Origin of the sequence: Hoylesella pleuritidis, assembly GCF_963541955.1 — a bacterium.
GTDB classification, from domain to species: domain Bacteria; phylum Bacteroidota; class Bacteroidia; order Bacteroidales; family Bacteroidaceae; genus Prevotella; species Prevotella pleuritidis.
Genome location: NZ_CAUTUT010000016.1, coordinates 40,895 through 66,424, shown reverse-complemented (window position 1 = coordinate 66,424; position 25,530 = coordinate 40,895). Strand labels below are relative to the sequence as shown.

At 46.5% G+C, this 25,530-nt stretch carries 19 protein-coding genes; 12 read left to right on the top strand and 7 right to left on the bottom strand.

What is annotated here, in order from left to right; genetic code table 11:
• Nucleotides 1-89 precede the first annotated feature (89 nt).
• The 6 genes from RWY97_RS07880 to RWY97_RS07855 form a co-directional block, all read right to left on the bottom strand.
• Complete coding sequence (locus RWY97_RS07880; RefSeq protein WP_315566512.1) at nucleotides 90-599, bottom strand: GNAT family N-acetyltransferase; 510 nt, start codon at nucleotides 597-599, stop codon at nucleotides 90-92.
• Nucleotides 596-1,780, bottom strand: a complete 1,185-nt coding sequence (locus RWY97_RS07875) for a glycosyltransferase family 2 protein (protein ID WP_315566510.1) — start codon at nucleotides 1,778-1,780, stop codon at nucleotides 596-598. Before RWY97_RS07875 ends, RWY97_RS07880 begins: the two co-directional genes overlap by 4 nt.
• A complete protein-coding gene (locus RWY97_RS07870) occupies nucleotides 1,777-2,196 on the bottom strand; it encodes a hypothetical protein (RefSeq protein ID WP_315566508.1) in 420 nt (139 codons plus the stop codon). Before RWY97_RS07870 ends, RWY97_RS07875 begins: the two co-directional genes overlap by 4 nt.
• Before the next feature lie 9 nt (nucleotides 2,197-2,205).
• Entirely contained in the window at nucleotides 2,206-2,820 is a 615-nt protein-coding gene (gene recR, locus RWY97_RS07865; RefSeq protein WP_021583471.1) for a recombination mediator RecR, read from the bottom strand.
• A gap of 114 nt (nucleotides 2,821-2,934) precedes the next feature.
• Entirely contained in the window at nucleotides 2,935-3,423 is a 489-nt protein-coding gene (locus tag RWY97_RS07860; protein ID WP_021583469.1) for an outer membrane beta-barrel protein, read from the bottom strand.
• Between the two features lie 4 nt (nucleotides 3,424-3,427).
• Entirely contained in the window at nucleotides 3,428-4,945 is a 1,518-nt protein-coding gene (locus tag RWY97_RS07855) for a carbon starvation CstA family protein (protein WP_315566504.1), read from the bottom strand.
• A 135-nt stretch (nucleotides 4,946-5,080) separates the two neighbouring features.
• Here RWY97_RS07855 and RWY97_RS07850 point away from each other — a divergent pair, with 135 nt between their 5' ends.
• From RWY97_RS07850 to RWY97_RS07795, 12 genes are all read left to right on the top strand, one after another.
• Nucleotides 5,081-6,751, top strand: a complete 1,671-nt coding sequence (locus tag RWY97_RS07850) for a glycoside hydrolase family 10-like protein (RefSeq protein ID WP_315566503.1) — start codon at nucleotides 5,081-5,083, stop codon at nucleotides 6,749-6,751.
• Between the two features lie 407 nt (nucleotides 6,752-7,158).
• Nucleotides 7,159-7,587 carry an energy transducer TonB gene (locus tag RWY97_RS07845; protein ID WP_315566502.1) on the top strand — a complete coding sequence of 143 codons (429 nt, stop codon included), beginning with the start codon at nucleotides 7,159-7,161 and terminating at the stop codon, nucleotides 7,585-7,587.
• A gap of 2 nt (nucleotides 7,588-7,589) precedes the next feature.
• Complete coding sequence (locus RWY97_RS07840) at nucleotides 7,590-9,266, top strand: tetratricopeptide repeat protein (RefSeq protein WP_315566501.1); 1,677 nt, start codon at nucleotides 7,590-7,592, stop codon at nucleotides 9,264-9,266.
• Between the two features lie 438 nt (nucleotides 9,267-9,704).
• The gene (locus RWY97_RS07835; RefSeq protein WP_315566499.1) at nucleotides 9,705-10,601 is read left to right on the top strand and encodes a sirohydrochlorin chelatase; all 897 of its coding nucleotides are present in this window, start codon (nucleotides 9,705-9,707) and stop codon (nucleotides 10,599-10,601) included.
• A gap of 14 nt (nucleotides 10,602-10,615) precedes the next feature.
• The gene (locus tag RWY97_RS07830; protein ID WP_315566497.1) at nucleotides 10,616-13,666 is read left to right on the top strand and encodes a SusC/RagA family TonB-linked outer membrane protein; all 3,051 of its coding nucleotides are present in this window, start codon (nucleotides 10,616-10,618) and stop codon (nucleotides 13,664-13,666) included.
• Nucleotides 13,667-13,678: 12 nt separating this feature from the next.
• Nucleotides 13,679-15,067, top strand: coding sequence for a RagB/SusD family nutrient uptake outer membrane protein (locus RWY97_RS07825; protein ID WP_315566495.1), 1,389 nt, complete (start codon nucleotides 13,679-13,681; stop codon nucleotides 15,065-15,067).
• Between the two features lie 17 nt (nucleotides 15,068-15,084).
• Nucleotides 15,085-16,308 (top strand): DUF4929 family protein, encoded by a 1,224-nt coding sequence (locus tag RWY97_RS07820; protein ID WP_315566494.1) that lies wholly within the window; start codon nucleotides 15,085-15,087, stop codon nucleotides 16,306-16,308.
• 6 nt (nucleotides 16,309-16,314) lie between these two features.
• A complete protein-coding gene (locus tag RWY97_RS07815; RefSeq protein ID WP_315566492.1) occupies nucleotides 16,315-19,179 on the top strand; it encodes a M16 family metallopeptidase in 2,865 nt (954 codons plus the stop codon).
• Entirely contained in the window at nucleotides 19,166-20,053 is an 888-nt protein-coding gene (locus RWY97_RS07810) for a ChaN family lipoprotein (protein WP_315566490.1), read from the top strand. Before RWY97_RS07815 ends, RWY97_RS07810 begins: the two co-directional genes overlap by 14 nt.
• Nucleotides 20,054-20,097: 44 nt before the next feature.
• Nucleotides 20,098-20,595: a T9SS type A sorting domain-containing protein gene (locus RWY97_RS07805; RefSeq protein ID WP_315566488.1), complete on the top strand. Its 498-nt coding sequence runs from the start codon at nucleotides 20,098-20,100 to the stop codon at nucleotides 20,593-20,595.
• A 42-nt stretch (nucleotides 20,596-20,637) separates the two neighbouring features.
• Nucleotides 20,638-21,546, top strand: coding sequence for a hypothetical protein (locus tag RWY97_RS07800; protein WP_021583467.1), 909 nt, complete (start codon nucleotides 20,638-20,640; stop codon nucleotides 21,544-21,546).
• A gap of 366 nt (nucleotides 21,547-21,912) precedes the next feature.
• A complete protein-coding gene (locus RWY97_RS07795) occupies nucleotides 21,913-24,387 on the top strand; it encodes a bifunctional UDP-N-acetylmuramoyl-tripeptide:D-alanyl-D-alanine ligase/alanine racemase (protein ID WP_315566486.1) in 2,475 nt (824 codons plus the stop codon).
• Nucleotides 24,388-24,658: 271 nt separating this feature from the next.
• On the opposite strand, the gene RWY97_RS07790 is transcribed toward RWY97_RS07795, so the two are convergent.
• A complete protein-coding gene (locus RWY97_RS07790; protein ID WP_315566484.1) occupies nucleotides 24,659-25,396 on the bottom strand; it encodes a nitroreductase family protein in 738 nt (245 codons plus the stop codon).
• Between the last annotated feature and the right edge of the window lie 134 nt (nucleotides 25,397-25,530).

Here is a 25,530-nt window from a genome sequence, read left to right as displayed (position 1 = left end):
AATGCCTGCCTGTCACGCAGGAGGTCACGAGTTCGAATCTCGTACGCACCGCTGAAACCGTCGAAGATATCGTCTTCGGCGTTTTTTGTTTATAGCATTAGTTGCAACAGTACGGCATCGCGGTAGCAATCGTATTGCATGAGCCAGTCTTTCAACACGGCATTATGGGCGAATCCGAGTTGCGAGAATAATTGCAGACATCGTGTATTATCGCTGTCCACCACAGCATAGAGCTGGTGCAGATGCAAGATGCGGCGCGAATAATCGATGAGCCAGTGCATTGCAGCTGCTGCATAGCCTTTTCCGCGACAGTCGTTTTGGATGATGATGCCGACCTCCGCACGCAGATGGCGCGGTTCGAAGTTGCAAAGGTCAATGACGCCAACCGTTTCTCCGGCAGCGTTTTCAATGATTTGACGCACTTGTTTATCTGTATATATGTCGGCAGATGAATGTGCTATGTAATCACGCAGCACATAACGGGAATACGAAACATTGGTAGGGCCGATATCCCACAGTGTCGTATCGTTTTCGATCCGATATAATGCGTCTAAGTCTTCGGGCTCCATCGCTCGGATTTTTACTTCGGGTAATTTCATTGCAATATGTCTTCGGCGGTGATAATAGTTCGTGTTTGCGGATTGAAAGTGCCCAAACGCACGTTAGGGTGATGATTTTTTGAGAAGATTTCAAATATCGTATCAAACCTGTAAGCATCTATATCGTAGACGACATAAGTGAGACGGACAGGTTCGGTCAGTCCTTGATGTCCTGCGGGCAACGTCTGTTCGCTTCCTACAACGAATCGGGCGTTCAGCGCTTTGCTGTCTGCCAATCGACGACAAGTGGCTATCGATGTTTCGTTTCCAATGAAGAGATAGTCGCATTCTATCTTTTTCCGTTCAAAAAAGCCCATACTGCGCCGTGTTTTCACGACGAGAAGGCCAACTAAAGCCACTAAAGCTTTCAGCCAAATGGCCACTTTGATTGGTCCGGTAAGCAGAAAACTTGTGTGCCGATAGTGTTTTCGGAAGAAGATCAGCATAGCTTCATAGAAGACGTGAACGTATCGAAAGGACGACTTTTGCGTGCTTTCACCTTTGTAATGCAAGATTTTTACGGGTAGATACCAGTTTTGCCAACCTGCTTTCAACAGTCGGCAAGAGAGCTCGATGTCCTCACCGTACATAAAAAAGTCCTCATCCAAAAGGCCTATTTGCTGTAAAGCCGACTGTCGTAACAGGCAAAAGGCCCCACTTACGATGTCGATCAGAGCTGCCTGATTCCACGGCAGGTATCCCATATAATAATGTCCGAAGCGACGACTTGTGGGAAATGCAGCGCAGAGTCCGCTCATTTTGTAAAACGAGGTCATCACAGTCGGCATTCCGCGGCGTGATTCCTTAGCGTCCGAACCATCTGCTTTCAGCATCCGAACACCCATTGCACCTGCTGCGGGATGCGATTCGATAAAATCGATCGAGCGGTGAATCGTTTCCTCACCGATAATCGTATCGGGGTTCAACAGTAGAATAAATTCACCTTGACAACGCCGAATGGCCAGGTTATTAGCACGTGCAAAGCCCAAATTATGCGAACTGCTGATGAGTTTTACAGTAGGAAAGTGCTTCTCGATATAGGCTACCGACCCGTCGGCAGAGTGATTATCAACTACTAAAACTTCTGATTCGACATCTGCCAAAGCCCGTTCAAGCGATGTAAGACATTGTCCTAAGTAATCTTTTACGTTGTAATTGATAATAACGACAGATAGTTTCATCGTTCAGTTTCACCCTGACAACGTTGCCGGGAGGGATAAATGAAGAAAAGACTAAGCATCAGAATGATCCCCATATAGCCAAAAGTGGTAGACATATAGAGATAATAGAGAAGACAATTGGCCATCATCGGCACGCAAATGAGCAGCATCCGAAACGTTCCCCAGCGCAGTAACGCACGCTCGGGAGCGGTTTTCAATTGTGCAGATACACGCCTGAAGCGGAACAATCGCAAAGCTAACGGGATGGTACAGAGGGTGAGTAGCTCCATCACTGTGGCCGGAACAAATTCGGAAGACTTGTCACCTACCAGCAGACCGACGGGTAAAAGATCGGTCTCAAACAGCACGACGACGAGCAACGAGAGCCCCAGCGCTGTGCAAAATTCCGTCATTAAGATTTTTCTTATTCGTTCCATACATCGTCGTTATTTGTTCATTACCGCCGTTCTGTTCACAATGGCGCGTCCCAAAGTTACCTCGTCGGTATATTCCAGTTCGTCGCCCACGGATATTCCGCGTGCAATCACACTCTGCTTCACATCGAATTCGGCCAGTTTCCGCGATATATAAAAGTTGGTTGTGTCGCCTTCCATCGTCGAACTCAGCGCCAGAATTACTTCGCTTATGCCTCCGCTGCGCACCCTTTCGATTAAAGAATCGATCTCGATGTCGGTCGGTCCCACACCGTCCATCGGTGAAATGACACCGCCCAAGACGTGATACAGACCGTTGTATTGCTGTGTATTCTCGATGGCCATCACGTCTTGGATATTCTCAACGACGCAAATCAGCGACGTATTGCGATGCAAACTTAAACAGATCGGGCACACTTCGGTATCGCTGATGTTGTGGCATACACGACAATATTTGATGTCTTGTTTCACCGTCGACACCGCTTTGGCAAACGCTTGTACGTCGTCAGTTGGTTGTCTGAGTAGATGCAACACCAAACGCAACGCCGTTTTGCGTCCGATTCCGGGCAGACTTGCAAACTCCGTAACCGCTTTTTCCAATAACTTCGAGGGATATTGCTGTTCCATTTCACGGCAAAGTTACAAAAAAATAGGAATTTATCAGACGCTGATCGACATATTTTCATTCTGTCTCCAGCAGTCCGATAAATCCCGAATTGAGTGAATTGTCAGTGCAATTGATTAGAGATACAGACTTATTCCGATCTTAAATCCGACCGTAGAATAGTCTTTATGACTTTTGAATGACTGATCGTAATAAATCGCCGGTTCAATAGTTGCAGTCCGACTGATAAAGAACGCGTATCCAAGTTCTACTCCGGGCATCAGGTCGTTATAGTTATGATAAGCGTGAACGAGTTTACAATTGGCGCCCAAATATAGTCCGTTCTGCACGACGTAATAACGACCGCCTACGCCGATAGACACATTATCGGGTGCAGAATCGTTGCCATAGTGTTGGAAAGAAGCCTGAGCCAGCACCATCCAGTTATCTTCGAGGAAATAACCGACTTGTGCTTGTACACCGAGATTGAGCTTATCTTTCCCGTTGTAATTGAGATTGAGCCCCGTTAATGAGCCTCCTACATACATCTTTTCAGCCTCGAACTGCGCGTGGGCAGTAAGAGTGAGCAACAGAGTTGCCATTATTAATACAATCTTCTTTTTCATATCATTATTTGTTTTGATTGATTTGTCGTTGATACCAAGCAAAGAACCATACCGAAGCCATCACTAATACTACTGCGCTTCCGGTGTAAGAGACTGACCGACTCAATCCGAACGCCTGCGGAGAAACCATCAGGAACATAGCGCAAACAACGGTCATAAAGAGCGCCGGGATAAGAGTGAGATAGAAAGGTTTATGCTTTTGCACAAGATATACAGTGATAGTCCACAGTGTAAAGACTGCTAACGTTTGGTTGGCCCAGCCGAAATACTGCCAGATAATATTGAAACCGTTAGGGTTTTCCATCTGCCACACAAGCAGACCGATGGCTGCTAAGAATATCGGCAGGCAGATATAGAGACGCTTGGAGATAGCTTTCTGATCGAGATGAATGAATTCTGCAATGATGAGTCGGGCACTGCGAAAGGCGGTATCGCCGCTCGTGATGGGTGCTGCAACCACTCCTAATAAAGCCAAAATCCCCCCGAAGACGCCCAACCAACCCTCGCATACCATTTTGACAACGGTCGGAGCACTGAAAAACTCAATCAAACTGTGTCCGCCTTTGGCTTGTGCGATAAACTGATTAGCCGTTTCCGGTGCCACGACTTCACGCCAACCGCCGTAATAAAAGAAGTACATTGAGACCGAAGCCCATACCAATGCCACAATGCCTTCGGTAATCATAGCACCGTAAAAGATAGGACGCCCGTGTCTTTCGGCCGTTAAGCAACGTGCCATTAACGGACTCTGGGTAGCGTGGAAACCGCTGATCGCCCCGCAAGCAATAGTTATAAACAGGCAAGGGAATAACGGATTAACTTCCATAAAATTGCTTTCGCCCAACCAAGCAGGATTCTCATTCAGATTACTCTGATTGAGATGAGTCCACCATTCGGGCAATTCGGGCATCTTAATAAACAGTCCTACCAACAGCGCCAGCGCCATAAACAGCAGCGAAAAGGCAAAAAGCGGATAGATTTTACCAATGATTCTATCGATCGGCATCATCGTAGCGACGATATAATAGATGAAAATGGCGATGATCCACGTCATCTTCGAGCCCCAAATATCTCCCAAAATGATGGCCGGACTATACACGAATACCACGCCGACCATCAGCAACAGCACCACGGAAAATACCAACATCACGCGTCGGGTACCTTGACCGAGATAGATTCCAACCAACTCTGGCAAGCCCGCTCCTTTATGACGGACGGATAACATACCGCTGAAATAATCGTGAACAGCCCCTGCAAAAATACAACCAAACACAATCCACAAGTAGGAAGCAGGCCCGTACCAGGCTCCCATAATAGCTCCGAAGATGGGACCAGTACCTGCAATGTTGAGGAATTGAATCATAAAGACTTTCCAAGTGGGCAAAGCAATATAGTCAACACCGTCTGCTTGTGCTACGGCAGGTGTCGGTCGATTATCCGGTTTGAACACGTGCTCGACGCATTTACCGTAAATCAGGTAGCCCATAATCAGTGCCAAAAGCGACAAAGTGAATGAAATCATAGCCCGATGAATTGTGTAAATAGTCGTTGCAAAAGTAAACAAATAATTTGAATAACGCGAAAAAATCCATAACTTTGCAGTCAATTCGCAAGTTAAAACATATTTAAATCAAACGGTTACAAGATTTCTGACAAGATGAAAAGTCTTTTCTTTCCACTCCTTTCCGTGCTGTTTGCATTGCCGATCGGCATAAAGGCCGATGTGTTTACAGCTTCTCCGAAATACGAAGTGCGTGCCGTTTGGCTCACGACAATAGGCGGTTTAGACTGGCCTCACGGCTATGCGCACAGCGAACAGTCGGTTGCGAAGCAGCAACAGGCGCTTTGCGACATTCTCGATAAATTGAAACAGGCCGGTATCAACACCGTTTTAATGCAGACACGCATACGAGGCACGATGATTTATCCATCCCAATACGAGCCATGGGACGGTTGTCTGTCGGGTGTTACGGGACAATCGCCGGGCTACGATGCACTGAAATTTGCTGTCGACGAGTGCCACAAGCGTGGTATGGAGATACAGGCGTGGGTAGTAACGATGCCTGTCGGCAAGTGGGATGCATTGGGATGCCGCCATCTTCGACAACGACTTCCAGGACTGATACGCCGCATCGGGCCCGACGGATATATGAATCCAGAAGATGAGCGGACGTCTTCGTGGCTTGCCAATATATGCGATGAGATTACAAACAACTATGATATAGATGGCATTCACCTCGATTACATCCGCTATCCGGAGACTTGGCCCATCCAAATAACGCGCGATGAGGCTCGAAAGCATATCACCGGCATTGTGCGAGCAATCTATACGCGGATCAAATCGCGCAAACCGTGGGTGAAATTGAGTGCTTCGCCCGTGGGGAAATATGATGATCTGAGTCGCTTCCGAAGCCACGGTTGGAATGCATATACTAAGGTTTGTCAAGATGCTCAGGGCTGGTTGCGAGCCGGGATAATGGATGAGCTCTTCCCGATGATGTATTTTCAGGGTAATCAATTCTATCCTTTTGCCATCGATTGGGCCGAACAGAGCAATGGACGAATCGTCGCTCCCGGACTCGGTACTTATTTCCTGTCGCCCGATCAGGCCGATTGGCCCTTGGAAACGATTACCCGCGAGATGGAACTTCTGCGTCGATGGCATCTTGGATTTGCACATTTCCGCTCACAGTTTTTCACCGATAACGTAAAAGGAATATATGATTTCACGGCTGATGAGTTCGATCGCAGCCCTGCACTCATTCCTGCAATGACGTGGATTCACGACATCCCGCCGCTGCCTCCTACTTCCATCGGTATCTCATCGCAGGATAACGGTATCTCCGGTCGTCTTTCGTGGCAGGGCGCTCGGGATCGAAGCAACGGGTCATACCTATTATATAATGTGTACAGCAGTCGCGAATATCCTGTCGATATCAATGATGCACGTAATTTGATGACTACACGTGTACAGGCTACTAATATCGAATTGCCTTCTGTCAAGGGCCGAAGATATTATGCCGTGACAGCTGTTGACAGATACGGTAACGAGAGTTCGCCCGCGCAAATGGAGCGACCGCAAACAGAATCGACTGCTGTCGAATTGCTGCAATGCGATGGAAAGATGATCTATCTACCGCAAAAGAGCAAGATCTTAGATGCCGATCTCATTGCCATCGAGACGTTTCAAGGCACCATTATCGCTACTCGACCGTACCGAAATATGCAAGTTGATATACGAGACATCCCTTCCGGCATATACATCATTCGTTCGCTCAATGCCCGAGGCGTATCACACAAGTTGGGATATGTATTGATTCGGAAATAATATTAGATGAAGAATGGAAGATAAAGGATGAAAGTTTACTTGAACCGGCAAACAAACTTTCATCCTTTATCTTCCATTCTTCATCTAATATATTACAAAACAGCTTGCAACTAATAGTTAATCACACGCCGTTTAACCGTTAATTACCTCGCAAGTAACAGTTAATCGCAACACAACTGACGGTTAAATACATCGTGTTTAACCGTTAATCACAGGCTACGACCTATTATTTTCCTCCTCATTTCCCTACTCCTTACTACCATTTAACTGTTAATCGCAAACCAATTGGCCGTTTTTGTAAGGCGATGTGTAATTTTGTGTAATGAAAAACTTGCTTGCTGCCTGTTTGTTTCGTACTTTTGCAGCGTCCGGACAACCTAATATCTCATTTTTAAACGACAACGATTATGAAAAGAATGACAATGATTCAAGCACTCGTGGCACTGCTTCTGATGCTGTGCCCAATGACAATTTCGGCCTCGACGGCTGTCAACGCTAATGCGACAAACCAAAAGTCACACAAAGTTTATGAAATGGTTGAAGAGATGCCGATGTTTCCCGGCGGCCAGAAAGAGATGATGGCGTTTCTTTCTAAGACCACAAAGTATCCGCCTGAAGCCGTTAAGAAGAAGATACAAGGCCGTTGTTTGGTACAGTTTATCGTTGAGAAAGACGGTTCAATCAGCAACGTTCGCGTAATGAGCAAGGTGCATCCACTGCTTGACGCCGAAGCAATTAGAGTGGTAAAATCGATGCCCAGATGGATGCCCGGCCGCTTAAAGGGTAAGCCTGTACGTGTGAAATTCAATCTTCCCGTAACTTTCTGCCTGGGATAAAGATGAAATTCAGCATCCGAAACATCCTTATATCCCTCACCATTTTGTCTGTCGGCTGCGGCAAACAGCAGCCGACGGACAATCGGTTAACGGCGGCCTGGCAAATTGTCGACACCGACCCGTATACCGTTTTTGAGATTCTCGACAGCATTCCAACGGGCGGATTAGCTACGGCCGATGACTCGGCACTCTACAATCTGCTTTATATCGAGGCTTTGCACAATGTGGGCCTCTATACGAAAAGCGATTCGATGATTGCCGCCAGCGAGCGATTCTATCGCCGGAGCAAGCAAATGGATAAGTTAGTGCGGGCATATCTCCAACACGGTATTTCCTTTTACAACACCCGAAAATATCTTCGGGCAGTGCAATATCTTAAAGATGCCGAATTGATGGCGCGCAACTTGCCCGATAACTACCTGCAATTCTCCATCCAAACAATGCTCGGACAGACGAATGCAGCGGCCAATTGCAAGGAAATCGCATTGAAACATTTCAAGCGTTCACTGTCTATCGACGACCCACGAATCACGGTCGATGCCCGCGCACAATGCCTTTCAAGAATCGCCTCACTGTATGAACGATTGGGCAAAACCGACAGTTTCATTCACTACATCCGTCTTTGTAAGCCCCTTTCCACAAGTTCTGCGGTGCGGGAAGAGGTGATGGCTCAGCTCGGCAACTTCTATTTCAAACAGAAAAACTACCAATTGGCCCGCAATTACATAGACAGCGCGATGACTACCAGCCATCTTTACGAGACGGCCAAGAGTGCAGGCGACCTTTATGAGCAGCTCGGCAACAAAGATAAAGCGTGTGATTATTACTATATGTCGGTAGAAGCTCGCGACCCGGAAACACGCATCGCGTCTTACAAAAAACTGATTGCATACGCAAAACAGGCAGGAGATGCCCGTCGAGAACTGTCTTTAAGCCATCGGCTCAACCGCGAATATGAAAATTATCAGGCTGTCAATGCCACCGAGATTGCCAATTATCAAACAGAATTCGATGCACGCACAGCGGCCCGGCAGATACGAAAAACAGAACACGTGTGGATGATTTCAATTACCGCCCTGCTATTGTCAGTGCTCGTTATCTATCTGTCGTATCGTGTCAGAACACGGAAATACCGGCAAATCATCGAACAACAAAATGCCCGTTACATTGCCGATCTCGAACAATATACGCAAACCCGTAACCTGCTTCGGCATCTTCGGCACGAGCGACAGGCCAATAATGCGTTAATTGCAACCAAGATGGAGGAAATCAGAAGTCTGCAACAGAAGCTCGCCGACTATCAGGAAGACCGTCAAAAGCCTGAAAATTGGGCATTGCCAGACACATTGCTCAACGCTGAAGCCGTGCTGCAGCTCCATAATTTGGCAGCTCACGGCAGATCGGCAACGACAGAACATTGGCAGGCTGTATATGATCTGATGAGCGAACAGCAATCGACATTCGTTCAGGCATTGGATACTGCCGGTCTGCTTTCTCATAAAGAACGCAATATCTGTCTGTTGATCCGCCTCAGATTCATTCCTTCCGAGATTGCCGCTCTCACCGCATCGTCGTCTCAGTCGGTGACAAACATTCGAGTACGCCTGCTCAACAAGCTATTCAATAAAGTCGGCGGTGCCAAGGATTTCGATGCAATGATCCGCCAGCTCGGTTCCTGACGCAACCTCATTAACCGTTAAACGCTCAGCAAGTAACCGTTAAACACTGTGCAACTCACCGTTAATCAGCGTGTAAGTAACCGTTAATCGCAATGCAAGTAACGGTTAGTTGCAGCACATTTAACGGCTTTGCGCACCACAGCTCTTAAATCCTAATACACCAACCCATTATTACTTACCACTCTACTACCTACTATTTTCCTCCTTATTCCTGCCTGCTTGCCACCTACTCTCCTTCTCCTTACTTCTAAAAAAATAACAATTATTGGGTAACTGACCGGCTATCTCCCACTCTACAACGGTGAATTTCACTATTTTTGAGTATTGCACATCTCTCTACTTCTTGATATTTTTGCACGTCGCAAGACCGATCTGCCTATTGAAGACAGCTTTTTGCGCGTGTCTGAAAGGTCGAATAATAAATTAAAAACAAATTAAATGATGAAAAAATTACTTTTTTCACTTGCCCTGTTGATGGCAGGCGTCTGTGGCTCAGAAGCCAAGAACGCACTCGTTGTGATTGCTCACGGATCGCCGATGGAAAGTTGGCGCAAGCCTGTTTTAAACCTCGAAGAGATCGTTCGGGCCAAAGTAAAGGCCGGAGAGTTGAAAGGAATCGACTATGTTCGCGTGGCTTTGATGGAATATACGGAGCCTTCGATAGCATCGGTTATTAAAGATTGCGAAACACAGGGCGTAGACTCGATTTTTGCGCTGCCGCTATTTATGGCCCCGTCGAGCCATACCGAAGAGGATTTACCCAATATTCTGGGACAGAAATACAATCCTCACGTACGTAAAGAATTAGCAGAGGAAAAGACAGAAATGGTCAAGAGTCGCACGCCTATCGTTCTCGGGCCCACCTTTTATTATAGCTACGTCTTGGAAAAGGCAATGATGGAGCGGGTGAAAAGCCTTTCCAAAGACCCTGCCAACGAAGCAGTCATTCTCCTTGCACACGGTGATAACGATCGCATCGGCTTCTGGAACAATATCTTGGAGAATGTAAGCAAGTATGTAAAAGAGCACAGCAAGATTACGTATACTGACGGAAGACTGATCGAAATGGGCTATAACTTCGGCGTAAAGCTGATGCCACTTCTGACGAAAGCTGCCCAAGCCAAGAAACGCATCATTGTACAGGGCATCTATCTTACATCGGATGTAAAGCAAATGGCAGACCGTCATAAGATGAACGAACAACAAGCCGCATTAGTAAAAAGCCGCGGTGTGGAGATCGTTTACAGTGCCGAGGGCATTCTTCCGGCCTCGACCGGTCTCGTAGCTGACTGGATTGTGGAACAGACCAAGCAGTGGTTACATAGCGCAAAATAAGAAATCAGGAGACAATGAAGAGGTTCAGAACAACCGTTCTGTTGATATTCGGCCTGCTGTTTGCCATTTCTTTCCGATGTAACGGCCAGGAAAGCAAACTGTTCGGCTATGTAACCGATACACAAAACGAGCCATTGGTGGGTGTGACCGTTCACGTAACGGGCACCCACTCTATTGCCGTGACCGACGCAGGAGGCCGTTATCAGCTTGGCGGTACGTGGGAGCGAGGCACAGAAATCGTGTTTTCCTACATCGGATATGCCACTAAACGCATTAAATACGACGGCCGGAAACAGCTCAATGTCAAGCTATTTGAGAACGCGAAGAACTTGGGCGAGGTAGTTATCAAGGCCAAAAGCAACATCAATGCCATCGACTTGCGTGCCAAGTCGGGTGTAGTAGAGAACGTAGATATGAAGCGTCTCTCCGAAAAACCTATGATCGACATAGGCCTCGCACTGCAAGGTATGGTGCCGGGATTGAATGTCATCAACACGGGCGAGTTAGGATCGGTTCCTCAAATACGTATTCGTGGCAACTCATCGCTACGTCGCGGTAATGAGACCAACGAACCGTTGTATGTGCTTGACGGGCAAATCATCTCCGCAGAAACATTCTATAACCTCAATCCTCAGGACATCAGCAGCATTAAAGTGCTTAAAGACGCGGCTGCCTGTGCACTTTACGGCGTGAAAGCAGCCAACGGTGTACTTGAAATTGCATCTCAACGGGGATACAACGGCAAGCTGACCGTAACTTATGGAATGGATTTCGGACTCACGGCACGCGGTCGGCGAGGTGTGAAAATGATGGATTCGGCAGAGAAACTCGAATTAGAACGACTGTTGCAAAACCCTGCTGCGCCGGGATATAGATTCAGTCGGGATTACTATGAGAAATATAATGCCACCGATCCGAATAAAGAACAGCTCATCGCCGAAGGCGAACGAAAGCTCGCCGAACTGCGAAACATTCATACAGACTGGTTTAAAGAACTTATCCATAACAATATTTATCAGAAGCACAGCATCAGTATCAAAGGCGGAAACAATACGACTACCTATTATATTTCAGGTAACTACACTTACCAAGGAGGGCGATTGGAAGGCAATAACAAGCAGCGTTTCAACGTGAGAATGAGTTTAGACCAACGGATCGGGCGGATAGGTTACTTGATGTTAGGCGTCAACGGCGGCTACGCCAAAAGCAAGACGCCTAACGGAACAACTTTCGACTTAACATCGCTGGTGTACAACCTTAATCCATATGAACGCAAAACGGGTAGTCTTTATTCCTATCCTGACCGTACATATAACGATTTGATCCATCAATTCAACAGCGATTCAAATGATAAAAACACCGGAGTGAGTGCCAACTTAACGCTGACTCCCGTGCAGGGATTGACCCTTGCATACGTCGCCGGACTTGATATTCTCTTAGGAGAAGACCATCGTTTCACTCCAGCTTCGGCCTATTCGGAATCCAAGAAAGGTGTTCCAACATTGGCACAAGGTATTTACAGTCGTACGAAAGCTACCACGACAAACCTCTCGAGCAATCTACGCGTTACGTATAATCATACATTCGGCGATGTACACGACCTCACCTTAGGGGCCAATATGGACTATTATCTGTATAACTATGATGCTGTTGGTATCACCGGTTACGGTGTGGGGAACGTCGATTCGCCATCGGCCATCAACCGTTCACTACGAGGCTATCGGCAACCGGAAGTCAGAAACCCACGCGATAAGAATGCCCAGATGGGTATCGGAGTCGTAGCGGGCTATACTTTTAATGAACTCTACGATTTATATCTTACCTACAAAGCCGACGCTTCATCCGTTTTACCCCGAGACAAACGATGGAACAGAGCCTGGGCAGCCGGTATCGGATGGACACCTACTAACTATTCGTGGCTGAAAGAAAATAAAGTGATTACCCGACTCAATCTGAAAGCATCGTACGGGGTCACTGCCAATCTCAACGGGGTCACCGTTTCGAGTACCACTGGCACGTTCGCCTTCTCCGAACAAGCATACGAAACGAGTCGGTCGTTGGCTCTTCTCTCCCTTTATAACAAAGACTTGAAGGCCGAACAGAATAAAGCCACCGACATCGGAATGACAATGGAACTGTTCAAACGTATTACTTTGGACGTAAATTGGTACAATCGCCGCACCGAACAAGCACTGCTCGATGTCCCGATTCCTACAAGTACGGGCTTCACTACATTGAAACGAAACATTGGCGTGCTACAGAACAGGGGCATCGAAGCGGGTATCAATGCTCGGGTCATCGACACTTATGACTGTCGTTTGGGCTTAGGCGCGAACATAGCTTATAACAGCAACAAGGTGCTCAGTCTCTATTGGACAGACAAACTGTATTTAGACGAACAAGCGATGTTGCCGAATTACGAGGTAGGAAAGGCCTATGATATGATCTACGGTGCTCATTCATTGGGCATTAATCCGTTAACAGGCTATCCAGTATTTCTTACTGCCGATGGAAAAGAAAAGCAAGGAACAGAGCAATTGACCCGAGATGATTTCGTTTCACTTGGACATCTCACTCCACCTTATGCCGGTAGTTTCAACGTTAGCTTTTCTTACAAGTCTTTCGACTTTGATATCTCGTTCTATTATGTATTCGGCGGTAAGCAGAGATTCAACTACCAGTATGTGCGGAACCGTGATAATGCAATCTATAATGCCGTTGCAGGTCAGACGGAAAAGATGTGGTTCAAACGCGGAGATGAACACAAAGAGTATTGGACACCGTTTTACACACAGTCAATAGCAGAAGAAAATCTTGCGCTTTATCCTAACTCACGCACCGTCGGGCGTAGCGATTATCTCAAACTATCAAGTCTCGCACTTCGTTATCGTATTCCTTCCGGCACACTTCACAAAGTTTTACCGTTCATACAATATGCCAATATTGGGCTACAAGGCTCTAATCTCTTCACGTGGACAGCTTACAAAGAGTCTGATCCGGAAAGTGGCAAACTCGCAGGAACGGTTCAGCCCGTCTTTACTTTCCATTTAAATCTCATCTTTTGATAATCTCTCGTTATGCTGAAACAAATTGCCATATATATAATAGGTATAGGAATGGGGAGTATTTCACTCGCTTCTTGCTCGCTGAACATCCCTCCGCAAGATCAATTTTCTGATCCAGACGCCATCAATAACGTTGAGAATGCACGCTCATTATTAGCTTCCGCCTATCTCTCTTACCCGCATTACGAGTACGAATTGTCAATACTGGGCAATGATTTCTGCCCTACTTCCGTTTCAATCAAAGACATTTCTACACTCAATCTTTATCGTTGGGAGGACAAAGAAATCAGTAAACAGGCACCGACAATATGGCTTGGCTATTACAATACCATCTCTTCGTGCGACGCTTTACTTGAAAGACTTCCGCAAGTAACGACTAACACCGAAGCTGAGAACAAGGAGAAACAGGCTATTGAGGCTGAGACCAAAACTTTGAAAGCTCTCTGTTACTTCCAACTCCTACGTATTTTCGCTCCGGCTTACGATCGAAATGCTGAAGCAGACGGCGTAGTTATCAAAAACTTTTTGGGTTTGGAGACTAACAAGCGTTCATCAATCAAGGCGTGTGTTGCCTATATCCGGCAGCTACTCACCGACACCGAACAGGTAAAAAACACTCCCGATCGCAACGGTTGGCTGTCACAGACTGCCGTAAAGTATCTTTTGGCAGATCTCGCTCTTTACAGTTCTGACTATCAGGAAGCTGCAAACAAGGCCGAACAAGTAATCGCTCTGGCCGACAACAGCTATTTTACTTCTGACGGACTCAATCGGCTTTGGTCGGGAGAGAGCTATAACGGTCGCATCTTCGCATTCAATACAACGAGTCAGATATATGTTTCTATCCAATATTCGGCGGCAGAAGGCGACTATTTCGCACTTAATCCTGCTCTCAATTTTACCGATTCGGATGTTCGCAAAGCATTCTCCGTTTATCCATTTACAATGGACGATGCTGTGCGTAATCTCTTGGGAAAGTATAACAAGAATAATAAAGAAGGCAAAACCACAACTTATATCAACCAGATTCGCTATGCCGGAGCTTTCTATATAGCTGCGGAAGCCTATTGCAGAACAGGTAATACTAACGCAGCTCGTACCTTAATCAACCGTTACTGGAAACAGATCGGGGTAGAAGAAGCACCTGCCGATATCACCTCAGATGCCCTACTCGACCGTATTTTACTCGACAAGCAACGCGAATTTGTGGGTGAAGGCATCAATTTCTTTGATTTAAAGCGCACTCATTTACAACCATTGGCGCGCTTATCACGCTGGGGAAGTGCATCGAATGCAAATATATCCGTCGACGACTATCGATGGACTTTCCCCATTCCACGATCTGAATATAGGTTCAATGATAACGTAAGCCAGAACGAAGGCTGGCCCATCAATAAATAAACTCAAATAAGAAAGATATGAAACACATCAAACTTAGTGTGTTGTTCATCGCTTCTATTTTCGCGATAACAGCTTGTAGTGACGATAACAACAAAAAAGAACAGATGACAAACGGGCTCGATCTCAGTATCTCCGGCAACGCCTTTATGTCCGAAGACGATACGAACGGCATCACGATCAAAGCTTTTCTGGCATTCACTCCCGACAAAGAAAAAACTGTAGAACTCGTAGTTACCGGCAATGAAGATGATATCGTGCGCATTGAAAACACCGTTTTAACTTTCAAACCGGGGCAGAAGGAAGCAACAATCAAAGTATTATCTAATGCGAAACACGCACTCTCAGTACCGAGAACGATCTCTTTGGCCGTCGGAAAAACATCCGATCCGATGATCAAAGCAGTAAAAAAAGACATTAAGATTACCATAAACCCCGACTCGGATGTACCTGTTCTCACCCAGGAACAACTCAAACTCATCGCAGGATATAAAGAGAAGTATGGCATCGATGTGTCGCGCATACTTGGAAAAGTTGCTGTTGAAGCTGTCGTTACATTCAACACAGAAGATAAAGAGACATATTTCAACGGCGAAGCACAAAAAACGTTCAAGGGATATACTATCATTACGCTCAGCCAAAAGGCCACAGCCGACACTCCGATACTGAAAATGACAGATAATCCGATGGGACTTACCTCTTTCTTTTATAGTGTATTGAAACGTAAAACAGTAGAAGACACAGAATTCTTCTTAGCTACTCCTTATGGCAATGCAGCTGTTAAAGCCATCAAGTATGATCCGGCCAAGGAGACATTCACCGCCTCTCTCGACAGCATTAAGCTCGTTCCTGCAACTCAATCCATTAATCTCCTCGTGCATAGGAATGACATTTATGGCTATCCCATCATCGGTCTTGCTTTCGATTACACATTTTCGGCATGGGATCGATTACTCGCTTTGAAAGAGAAAGGTACCGTTGTAGAGATCGAAGAAGGTGGAAAGTTAGTGGGATATAAGATTGATGACGACTTCCTTACTATGGGAGGATCGATCGCTCCGCAGCGTTGGCTTGCCGTAAGTGATGTCAGCAGAGATACGTTTACACATACTCCGACAGATTGGATACAACCGACTGCAAGCTATGATTTCACAAAAGGAACGATGACTTTTATATTCCCGTGGGACTTCGACGGTGCTAACGGCTACGAACAAGTACGTGTAACCTACACGATGCATAAATAAACGCTTGTGAAAAAGAAAGCTCCGGTTTGTCCGAAGATACTTTTCCGTCTGCTGATAACGGTCTTATTTGCTTGGCAAGCGACCGTTATCACGCAGGCCTATACGGCTAAGTCCTACCCCATTAGTCTTCCGAAAGGAACCATCGAAGGCACACTTGATAACGGACTTCATTATATCATCCTCCCCAATGACTTGCCCAAACACGATGTTGAAATACGATTAGTAATGCGGGTAGGATCATTAATGGAAACCGATCGACAAAAAGGGAGTGCTCATTTCTTAGAACACAGTGCTTTTATCGGTACGAAACACTTCCCCAAACACCAACTGATCGACTATTTTGAACGACAAGGGATGAAGTTCGGACGTGATATCAATGCTTTCACGAGCTTTGATCGCACCATCTATTGGTTATCCGTTCCTATGGAAAAAGGTAATGAAACCGTGATGGATTCTACCTTATTGGCAGTCAGAGACTGGTTAGATGGTATCAATTTCGATCCCGAACGAGTAAAAAAAGAGCGTGGTGTGATTATCGAAGAATTGCGAGGTTACAGCACAAACGATGATTTTTATCCATTAAAGATAGGCAAAGGGCGCTATGCCCAACGTATGCCACTCGGCACGGAAACCGATATTCAGCATATCGACAACCACACTTTGCAAACCTTTTACAACCAATGGTATGCTCCGCAATTAGCAACCGTCGTCGTAATAGGGAACATCGACGCCGCAAAAACGGTCGACTTGCTGCGTCGCAGGCTGTCATCTATCCCTCGAAAACCGTCAATGAGAACGCAAATTTATCCTTTCGACTATCCCAAAGGCGTGTCTTGGCAGGAGGTAAGAGATTCCATGCAGACTTCAACAAAGTTTGAAATCATCGTACCTCACCGCACAACGACGGTCAATTCCATTGCATCGGCCGTGCAAAAACAACGAATGAACCTACTCATCGCCTGTCTTTCTAATCGATTGAACGCATTGAAAACAGGCTGTGACGTATCGAACAATTGGTATTTAGCCGATAAAGACCATTTCGTTTTAAGTTTTTCAGCTAAAGAAAAGTCCGAATTACTGCATCAAATCACATCGACAGCCCGAGAGTTTCGGCGTATATTGAAGAATGGATTCTGCCCGGGCGAATTGGAAATCGGCATCGACAGTCGGCTCACTCACCTGAAACCGGACACCGCCCAACACTTATCCACCGATCTCTGCGATGATTTCGTAGACTATATCACTGCCGGCGATCGTCCGCTTCGTGCTCCCAAAGATATCGAAACAGTACGAATATCGTTACGAAAAACCACGAACAGACAATTGGCAAGACTTCTCCGCCAGCTGATTCACAATTTCCAACAGTGCCGATTGCTTGCTTACACTAATCCATGTGTGCCCAATGAGACGCCATTAACGGTTAAAGAGGCAGACCAAGCATGGCAAATAGGATGGCAACAGACGACCGAAAATTACGCCTTTCATCCGCAGATAAGCGACGAAAAGCCCGTCGACATACCGCTGTGCTTGACAACCAAGCACACGTTCGACGCCCGACAAATAGCCAATCAGACACAATACGCCGACTTAGGAGTAACAGGTATCAAGCTCAGTAACGGTCTCCGACTCCTTCTCCGGCCCACATTAGATGACGAACAAATGCTTTTCGTTGCGGCATTCGGCCGTGGTGGCACTGCCGATCTCACCGATCGCGACTATCGGAAATATCACGATGCCGTGAGTTATGTGGATATGGGCGGACTCGAAAAAATAAATTCAGACACGCTTTTGACCGTAATGAACCAAGAAAAGCTGTCTATGGTCATCGGCGAAGATGACTATTGGCATCAGATTTTGGCATCGGCACCAGTGCAAAAAGCAACAGAACTCTTCAATCTAATCTACGAAAAGATGTGCCATCCGGGCTTGAACCGTACCGATTTTACAGAGATACGTAAGGCCGAAGCTGACGGAATGGGCAAAGAAACACTATTGGAAAAACTAATGCAACACGACGCCGACCGGCTGATCAATAATCGGATAGACTCGCTTACAGGCAATGCACTCAGCAGAATGCGGCCGATGCTGACGAAAAACGACATCAATGTGCTCGACATCGACACGCTTACACAGTATTACAAACGACTGTTTGCCGACCCGTCACAACTTACCATCATTCTCACGGGCAACTTTCCGCCAGACAAAATTTCCCGAATTGCTATCGCAACATTCGCTCGAATGAAACGCCCCAACGGTGCTTTCTCATTCAAAGATACCCCTTTTGCATCACCAACAACAACTTATATTGAGTCGTTCAACAACGGGAACGATGACCAGACAGTACTCAATTATGTTTTCGCAGGCAATTATGAACCTTCACTTCGCAACTCGTTGCGTCTCAAACTGATGCGTGACATCTTACAAGATCGCCTTATCCGTATCTTGCGAGAACGCGAAAATATCGTCTATTCACCCTTTGCCGACCTCTATTACAGTGGTCGCCCGCAGCAGGTTTATCACTTCCGACTCACCATTTCGGTGAAAGATGCAAACCGGGGGCGCACCGATCGCCTACTGAAAGATATCATTGACGAGCTGAAGCTACATCCCGTTTCGGTTGCAGAACTCAATAAAATGAAACGCTCTTTCATTGTAACGAAACGCAAAACATTGTCAGACAAAGCTCCGTCCGAATGGAAAACGGCACTGACTTCACTCATCCGCAACGATGAAAGCCTTACAGACTTCAACGAATACACTCGTTGTCTCGATACGATTACACCGAAAGACATCTGTCAAGGGTTTGCAGACGATCTGCAATGGGACAAGAAAATTTTACTCATTAAATCCAAAAACAATGACAATCCATAATCACTTACGCTACATCTTGCTGTCGACGACACTGCTGTTCGGACTCAATGTCGGTGCACAAAAGGCTCCGGAAGCCTACAAACTTTACGACAACACAGGACGTGAAATGACGTATCAGGCCTTGATCAACGCGCTTTCTACTCCCGATGTCGTCTTCATCGGTGAGATGCATAACTGTGTTATCACTCACTGGTTAGAGTTGAAGATTCTCGAATCGCTACACGACATCCACGGGAAAAACCTCGAAGTGGGAATGGAAATGTTTGAAGCCGATACACAACTCATCATCGACGAGTATTTGAATGGCACCATTTCATCCGACCGCTTTGAAGAAGAGGCACGCATTTGGCCTAATTACAGCACTGATTATGCATCTATCGTCTCTTACATCAAGGACAATCGGCTACCGCTGATCGCTACAAACGTACCCCGAAGATATGCCAATGCCGTAAAGAATCACGGGCTGGCATACCTTGATTCACTCTCGCCCGAAGCCAAGCGATACCTTCCCCCTCTGCCGATTCGGTATGTTCCCAATGCCAATGCTGTCTCAGGCTTCGCTATGATGGGGGCAATGGGCAAGAATAAAGGTGCCGATCCCGAGCGCATTGCACAGGCACAGGCCATCAAAGATGCTACAATGGGCTGGTTTATAACCAAGAATCTGCACGGCAAGTTTCTGCATTTCAACGGCAGTTATCATTCAGATGCTAAGGAAGGAATCATCCCTTACCTACTGCAATACCGTCCGGGAACAACGTTCAAGACCGTACGCGCCGTGCGACAAGAGAACATTTCGCATTTGGAAGACGCCTACAAAGGACTCGCCGATTATTACATCTGCGTGCCCGAAGATATGAGTATGTCTTACTGAGACGTATTCTCCCCTACCGATTAGACTAATCAATTCATACAGTTATGAAAAAAAAGTTCATTTATTTATTGCTATCCAGTTGGCTACTCACACCATTGGGTGTCTTCGCCAACAACGAAGTGAAATTCCTTAGCATCGAACTCCGCAACGGAACAACGGCAGAATTCGCCCTTGCAGATCGTCCCGTAATCACGCTGACGGGCGGAATGATGAAAGCGGCAACAGCGGGGAAGACTATTACAGCATCCCTGTCTGATGTCGTTCGATACACATTCAAGACAGAAGGAGGTACAACCGGTATCGAGGATGACACCAAAACACAATCCTCACAACCACAATCGGTGTTTGAAGAAGGGCACGTTCGTTTTACAAATCTGCCTGCACGCGCCCCCATCAGCGTCGTAACGATCGACGGACGGATCGTACTCAAAACGCAGGCCGGTACAGACGGCCGGGCAGACATCGACCTTTCACAACAGCACACCGGTATTTACATACTCCGAACGCCTACCATAAGTATTAAAGTTTTCAACAAACACTGATCTCAAAACTCATCCATTACAAATAAACAAATCCTTTACACAATGAAAAAATATATACTTTTACTATTCGTCTCTTTGGGATTCACCTCGTTGTCTGCTCAAAACTACAAGATGAAAGTGACCAAAACCAATGGCGAAACGATTGAGATCGCAGCCGATGCCATTCAAGACATCACTTTTGAAACAACCCAGTCGCCCCAAGAACCGGACCGTTTCATCACTGTTGCCGGTATCAAATGGGCTACCGGCAACCTGCAATACGACAAGGGGAAATGGAAAATCGCCGACCACCAGTGGGATTATTTCAAGCCACGTTACGGCTTTCACAACTCATCAAGCGAAGCCTATAAGTATGAAATACCGCAAGCCGAAGATCAGATCGACCATTTCAATTATGGCGTTTGCGGCAAAAACGCACTGACTTACAGCAACATGATATTCGCAAATACGACAAAGACAGATATCTCTGGCAAGATGTACACTGACGATAAACTGCAACACGAGACGAACAACTTTCAAGAGGCAGCCTTCGGAGATATCGCTTATTGGGCCACGAACGGTAAATACCGTATGCCTCGCTACCGAGAAATTCTCGAATTGACAGAAAAAGCATCGTGGCAGTTCGGTTATGTCGTCCTCGAAGGCAACAATCGGCTTTACGGTTATTTAGTAACCAACCCCGAAACCACTCCGATGAAGAATAGAGTGGCCCGTGAGCTCACTAAGGAAGAGATAGACAAAGGTCTCTTCTTACCCTGTGCCGGCTCGCGATATGACAATACCAATGCCGTAAAATATGCAGGATATGGTGGCTATTATTTCGCATCCATTCTCTTTGAAGATGCCGCTGACTGGGCAAGAAGTCTGCAATTCGACAATGACGGCGTGTATGACAACAACGGAGAAGACTGCCGTCACGGCAACTCTATTCGCCCGATACTCGTCGAATAACAGGCGGATATCTTCCTAAATGTAAATGGAGAGCCTCCGACAGCTGTGTTTCTTGACGAAAATATCATAGGATAGAATAAAAATATGACGTCATATTCAAATAAATATGACGTCATATTTACTCGGATATGACATCATATTTATCCGAATACATAAGATTGATTCAGACCTTATAAAGCGTTTCCCTGGTATTTTAACGACTTTTCCCAGTGCGATTAACGACATTTTATAAAGCAGTTTGTTCTTATTTCATCTCTTAGAAATAGAGCAGTAGTAGACGAGACCTCGTTACCCGCGTTTTTCTTTCATTCCTTTTGCTGTCTGTTGAATTTGCTGTACCTTTGCAGCAACGTATAAAACAGACGTATGACATATACTATTGAAAAGATAACCACACTCATCGGCGCACACCATTACGGTGAAAACGCTGCCGACGTAGCATTTATATTGACAGACAGCAGGTCGCTCTGCTTCCCCGAAGAAACATTGTTCTTTGCCCTTCAAACCAATCGCAACGACGGCCATAAGTATATTCCGGAGTTGTATCAGCGCGGAGTGAGAAACTTTGTCGTGACTGATGTACCTGCCGACAGAGCCGAAACGTATCCGGATGCCAACTTCCTAAAAGTGTCCAACACACTGAAAGCCTTGCAGAGACTGGCCGAGCGGCACCGCGACGAGTTTGATATTCCCGTCGTAGGAATCACCGGTTCCAATGGGAAAACAATGGTCAAAGAGTGGCTTTATCAGCTGCTTTCGCCCGAGATGTTCGTCACTCGTTCGCCCCGCAGCTATAATTCGCAGATCGGCGTACCGCTTTCGGTGTGGCTGATGGATGAACATACGCAAGTGGGTGTATTTGAAGCAGGTATCAGTAAGCCCAGAGAAATGGCCGCTTTACGTGCAATCATCCGGCCGACGATTACCGTTCTCACCAATTTAGGTACTGCACATCAAGAGAATTTCAGTTCGATGGAAGCCAAATGTCGTGAAAAACTCGTGCTGTTTCACGATGCTCGCACCGTAGTTTACGATGCCGACGACGCCATCGTGCACCGAATCGTGAGCGAAACGGATATTCAAGGCGAAACGATTGCGTGGTCGAGACGGGACAAGAACGCCGCTTTCTATGTGTCGGAAGTCAAGAAAGAGGATGCGATGTCGGTCGTTTCCTACATATATAAAGGCGTAGCGGGACGTTATTCATTGCCTTTCATCGACGCAGCTTCGGTCTCCAATTCCATCATTTGCGCCGTAGTGGCTTTGCAGTTGGGTCTCAGTCGCGACGCACTCGATCGCCGAATGCGCCTGTTAGAACCCGTAGCAATGCGCTTGGAAGTGAAAGAAGGGCAGCACGGATGCACGCTGATCAACGACTCTTACAACTCGGATATCAACTCGTTGGACATCGCACTCGACTTTATGAACCGTCGCCCCGACCATAAAGGGCGCCGACACACCCTCGTTTTGAGCGATATTTACCAGAGCGGAAAGGCTTCCCGAGAGCTGTATAAGGAGGTTTCGGATCTCGCGTTGAAGCGCGACGTAGAGAAATTCATCGGTATCGGGCCGCAGCTTTGTGCACAGGCAGAAGAGATTCAGTTGCCTGAGAAATTCTTTTTTCACACAGTCGAGCAATTCATTCACAGCGAAGTGTTCCGCTCTTTGCACAATGAAGTAATTTTGTTAAAAGGTGCCCGCAAGTTCGGTTTCGACCAAGTGACCGAGCTTTTGGTCAAGAAAGTGCACGAAACGATATTGGAAGTCAATCTCAACAACGTGGTCGAGAATCTCAATCACTATCGTTCGTTCCTCAAACCGACCACCAAACTCGTCTGTATGATTAAAGCTGATGCCTACGGTTCGGGCTCGGTTGAAATCGCAAAAACACTGCAAGACCATCGCGTAGACTATCTGGCCGTTGCCGTTGCAGATGAAGGCGTGACGCTGCGAAGGAACGGTATCACGGCCAATGTTATGATTATGAATCCCGAAATGACGGCTTTCAAAACGATGTTCGATTACGATCTCGAACCCGAAGTGTATTCCTTCCGTTTGCTCGAAGCGTTAATCAGAGCAGCAGAGAAAGAAGGCATCACCGATTATCCCGTTCACGTGAAACTCGATACAGGTATGCACCGACTCGGTTTCGACCCAACTGCGGATATGAAACGGCTTATCGACCGGCTAAAACACCAAAATGCAATCATCCCGCGGTCAGTTTTCTCCCATTTCGTAGGCTCTGACAGCGATGCGTTCGACGATTTTTCGGCACGCCAGTTTGCGTTGTTCGAGGCTGGAAGCAAGCAACTTCAAGCGGCATTCAGCCACAAAATCCTGCGACATATGGACAATTCGGCCGGTATCGAACACTTTCCCGAACGACAAATGGATATGTGTCGTTTGGGATTGGGTCTTTATGGCGTAGATCCTCGCACCAATGCGATGCTGCAAAATGTGAGTACTCTGAAAACCACTATCCTACAAATGCACTGTGTTAAGGCCGGAGAAACCGTCGGTTACAGTCGAAAGGGGGTGATAGAACACGATAGTTTGATTGCAGCTATCCCCATCGGGTATGCCGACGGACTTGATCGGCGCCTCGGAAACCGCCGTTGTTATTGTCTGGTCAACGGCAAAAAGGCCCCGTATGTGGGCAATATCTGTATGGATGTGGCGATGATCGACGTAACGGGAATCGACTGCCGAGAGGGCGATAGCGTTGAAATCTTTGGCGATCATTTGCCTGTTACGGTACTCAGTGACGTGTTAGAAACCATCCCTTATGAGGTATTGACGGGCGTAAGTACACGTGTCAAGCGGGTGTATTTTCAAGACTGACCGTGTGATTACAGTTCAATGAATCAGTATAGACGAACTTATTAAAAGTTCGTCTGTGTTCTTTTTATTCTTTCTTTGTAACTAACGGATTTCCAAAAAGTTAGCAAATGCAAATCAATTCACCGTTAATCGCCTTGTGTTTAACCGTTAAACGGAGCGCGTTTAACGGTTAAACGCAAGGCGAAAAGCATCAAATGAAAAACAGCTTAGCTAAAAACTCATAAACTCAAAAACTCATAAACTTACCAACTCACACCAAATGAGGAATGGTTTAGATAAAACCTTGCCTGCGAAGTGCATCGAGGAAAGTAGCCGACATTTGTTCATTGTCTTTTCGAGTGTAGCGAATGTCGGTGTAAACTTGGGCCAACGTCTCCTTATTATTCAGTTCGCAGAAATGGCGATTGACCTCTAACGTCTCCTTTTCGGCGTAAAATTCGTCGATTGCGGCAGGCGTATAGTCGTAGTAAGTTTCGTTATGTACGATGGCTTTCAGCGGCAAACGATCGGTAAGCGGCGGCTGTTCGTCGGGCCAACCCAACGTAAGCGTGGCCACGGGCATCACAAGACGGGGTAACCGAAGCGTGTCGATGATCTGTTCCGGACTGTAAATCGTGGTACCGAGAAAGCAATATCCCAGTCCGTTTTCTTCTGCCAGACAGCAGAAAGTCTGTGTAAATAACAGCGCATCTGTAGCTGCATTCATAAAGGAAAGCAGATTGTCGTAGCCGGGTTGCGCCTTTCGGTTGTCCGCCCAGATACTTGTACGGCGGAAGTCGGCACAAATCGTGAGTACGACAGGAGCAGACTCTACCATCGGTTGATGCAAATGGGCAGGCGCGAGCCGATGTTTCATTTCACTATCTCGCGTAACGATGACACTGTATAGTTGCAGATTACCCATCGTCTGTGTACGTTCTGCCTCGGTCAAGAGCCGACTCAAGAGTTCGTCAGACACCAGTTGGTCGGTATATTTTCGTATACTTCTGTGTTCTTTGATTGTTTCCATTTCGTCAAACATTTGTTTTCGCAAAGTTACAAAACTTTTCTCTTTCGGTCAACTTGGGCTTATAAAAAAGAAAAGAAATATCCATAAAAATGTTTCTGATTATCGATTATTGTACATAACTTTGCAAGACAATT

Excerpts from the sequence above, each read along its gene's own strand:
- RWY97_RS07830 (WP_315566497.1), top strand. The coding sequence starts at position 10,616 with ATGAAGAGGTTCAGAACAACCGTTCTGTTGATATTCGGCCTGCTGTTT.
- RWY97_RS07840 (WP_315566501.1), top strand. The coding sequence starts at position 7,590 with ATGAAATTCAGCATCCGAAACATCCTTATATCCCTCACCATTTTGTCT.
- RWY97_RS07860 (WP_021583469.1), bottom strand. The coding sequence starts at position 3,423 with ATGAAAAAGAAGATTGTATTAATAATGGCAACTCTGTTGCTCACTCTT.
- RWY97_RS07825 (WP_315566495.1), top strand. The coding sequence starts at position 13,679 with ATGCTGAAACAAATTGCCATATATATAATAGGTATAGGAATGGGGAGT.
- RWY97_RS07855 (WP_315566504.1), bottom strand. The coding sequence starts at position 4,945 with ATGATTTCATTCACTTTGTCGCTTTTGGCACTGATTATGGGCTACCTG.
- RWY97_RS07875 (WP_315566510.1), bottom strand. The coding sequence starts at position 1,780 with ATGAAACTATCTGTCGTTATTATCAATTACAACGTAAAAGATTACTTA.
- RWY97_RS07845 (WP_315566502.1), top strand. The coding sequence starts at position 7,159 with ATGAAAAGAATGACAATGATTCAAGCACTCGTGGCACTGCTTCTGATG.
- RWY97_RS07805 (WP_315566488.1), top strand. The coding sequence starts at position 20,098 with ATGAAAAAAAAGTTCATTTATTTATTGCTATCCAGTTGGCTACTCACA.
- RWY97_RS07820 (WP_315566494.1), top strand. The coding sequence starts at position 15,085 with ATGAAACACATCAAACTTAGTGTGTTGTTCATCGCTTCTATTTTCGCG.
- recR (WP_021583471.1), bottom strand. The coding sequence starts at position 2,820 with ATGGAACAGCAATATCCCTCGAAGTTATTGGAAAAAGCGGTTACGGAG.
- RWY97_RS07795 (WP_315566486.1), top strand. The coding sequence starts at position 21,913 with ATGACATATACTATTGAAAAGATAACCACACTCATCGGCGCACACCAT.
- RWY97_RS07880 (WP_315566512.1), bottom strand. The coding sequence starts at position 599 with ATGAAATTACCCGAAGTAAAAATCCGAGCGATGGAGCCCGAAGACTTA.
- RWY97_RS07810 (WP_315566490.1), top strand. The coding sequence starts at position 19,166 with ATGACAATCCATAATCACTTACGCTACATCTTGCTGTCGACGACACTG.
- RWY97_RS07800 (WP_021583467.1), top strand. The coding sequence starts at position 20,638 with ATGAAAAAATATATACTTTTACTATTCGTCTCTTTGGGATTCACCTCG.
- RWY97_RS07835 (WP_315566499.1), top strand. The coding sequence starts at position 9,705 with ATGATGAAAAAATTACTTTTTTCACTTGCCCTGTTGATGGCAGGCGTC.
- RWY97_RS07790 (WP_315566484.1), bottom strand. The coding sequence starts at position 25,396 with ATGGAAACAATCAAAGAACACAGAAGTATACGAAAATATACCGACCAA.
- RWY97_RS07870 (WP_315566508.1), bottom strand. The coding sequence starts at position 2,196 with ATGGAACGAATAAGAAAAATCTTAATGACGGAATTTTGCACAGCGCTG.
- RWY97_RS07850 (WP_315566503.1), top strand. The coding sequence starts at position 5,081 with ATGAAAAGTCTTTTCTTTCCACTCCTTTCCGTGCTGTTTGCATTGCCG.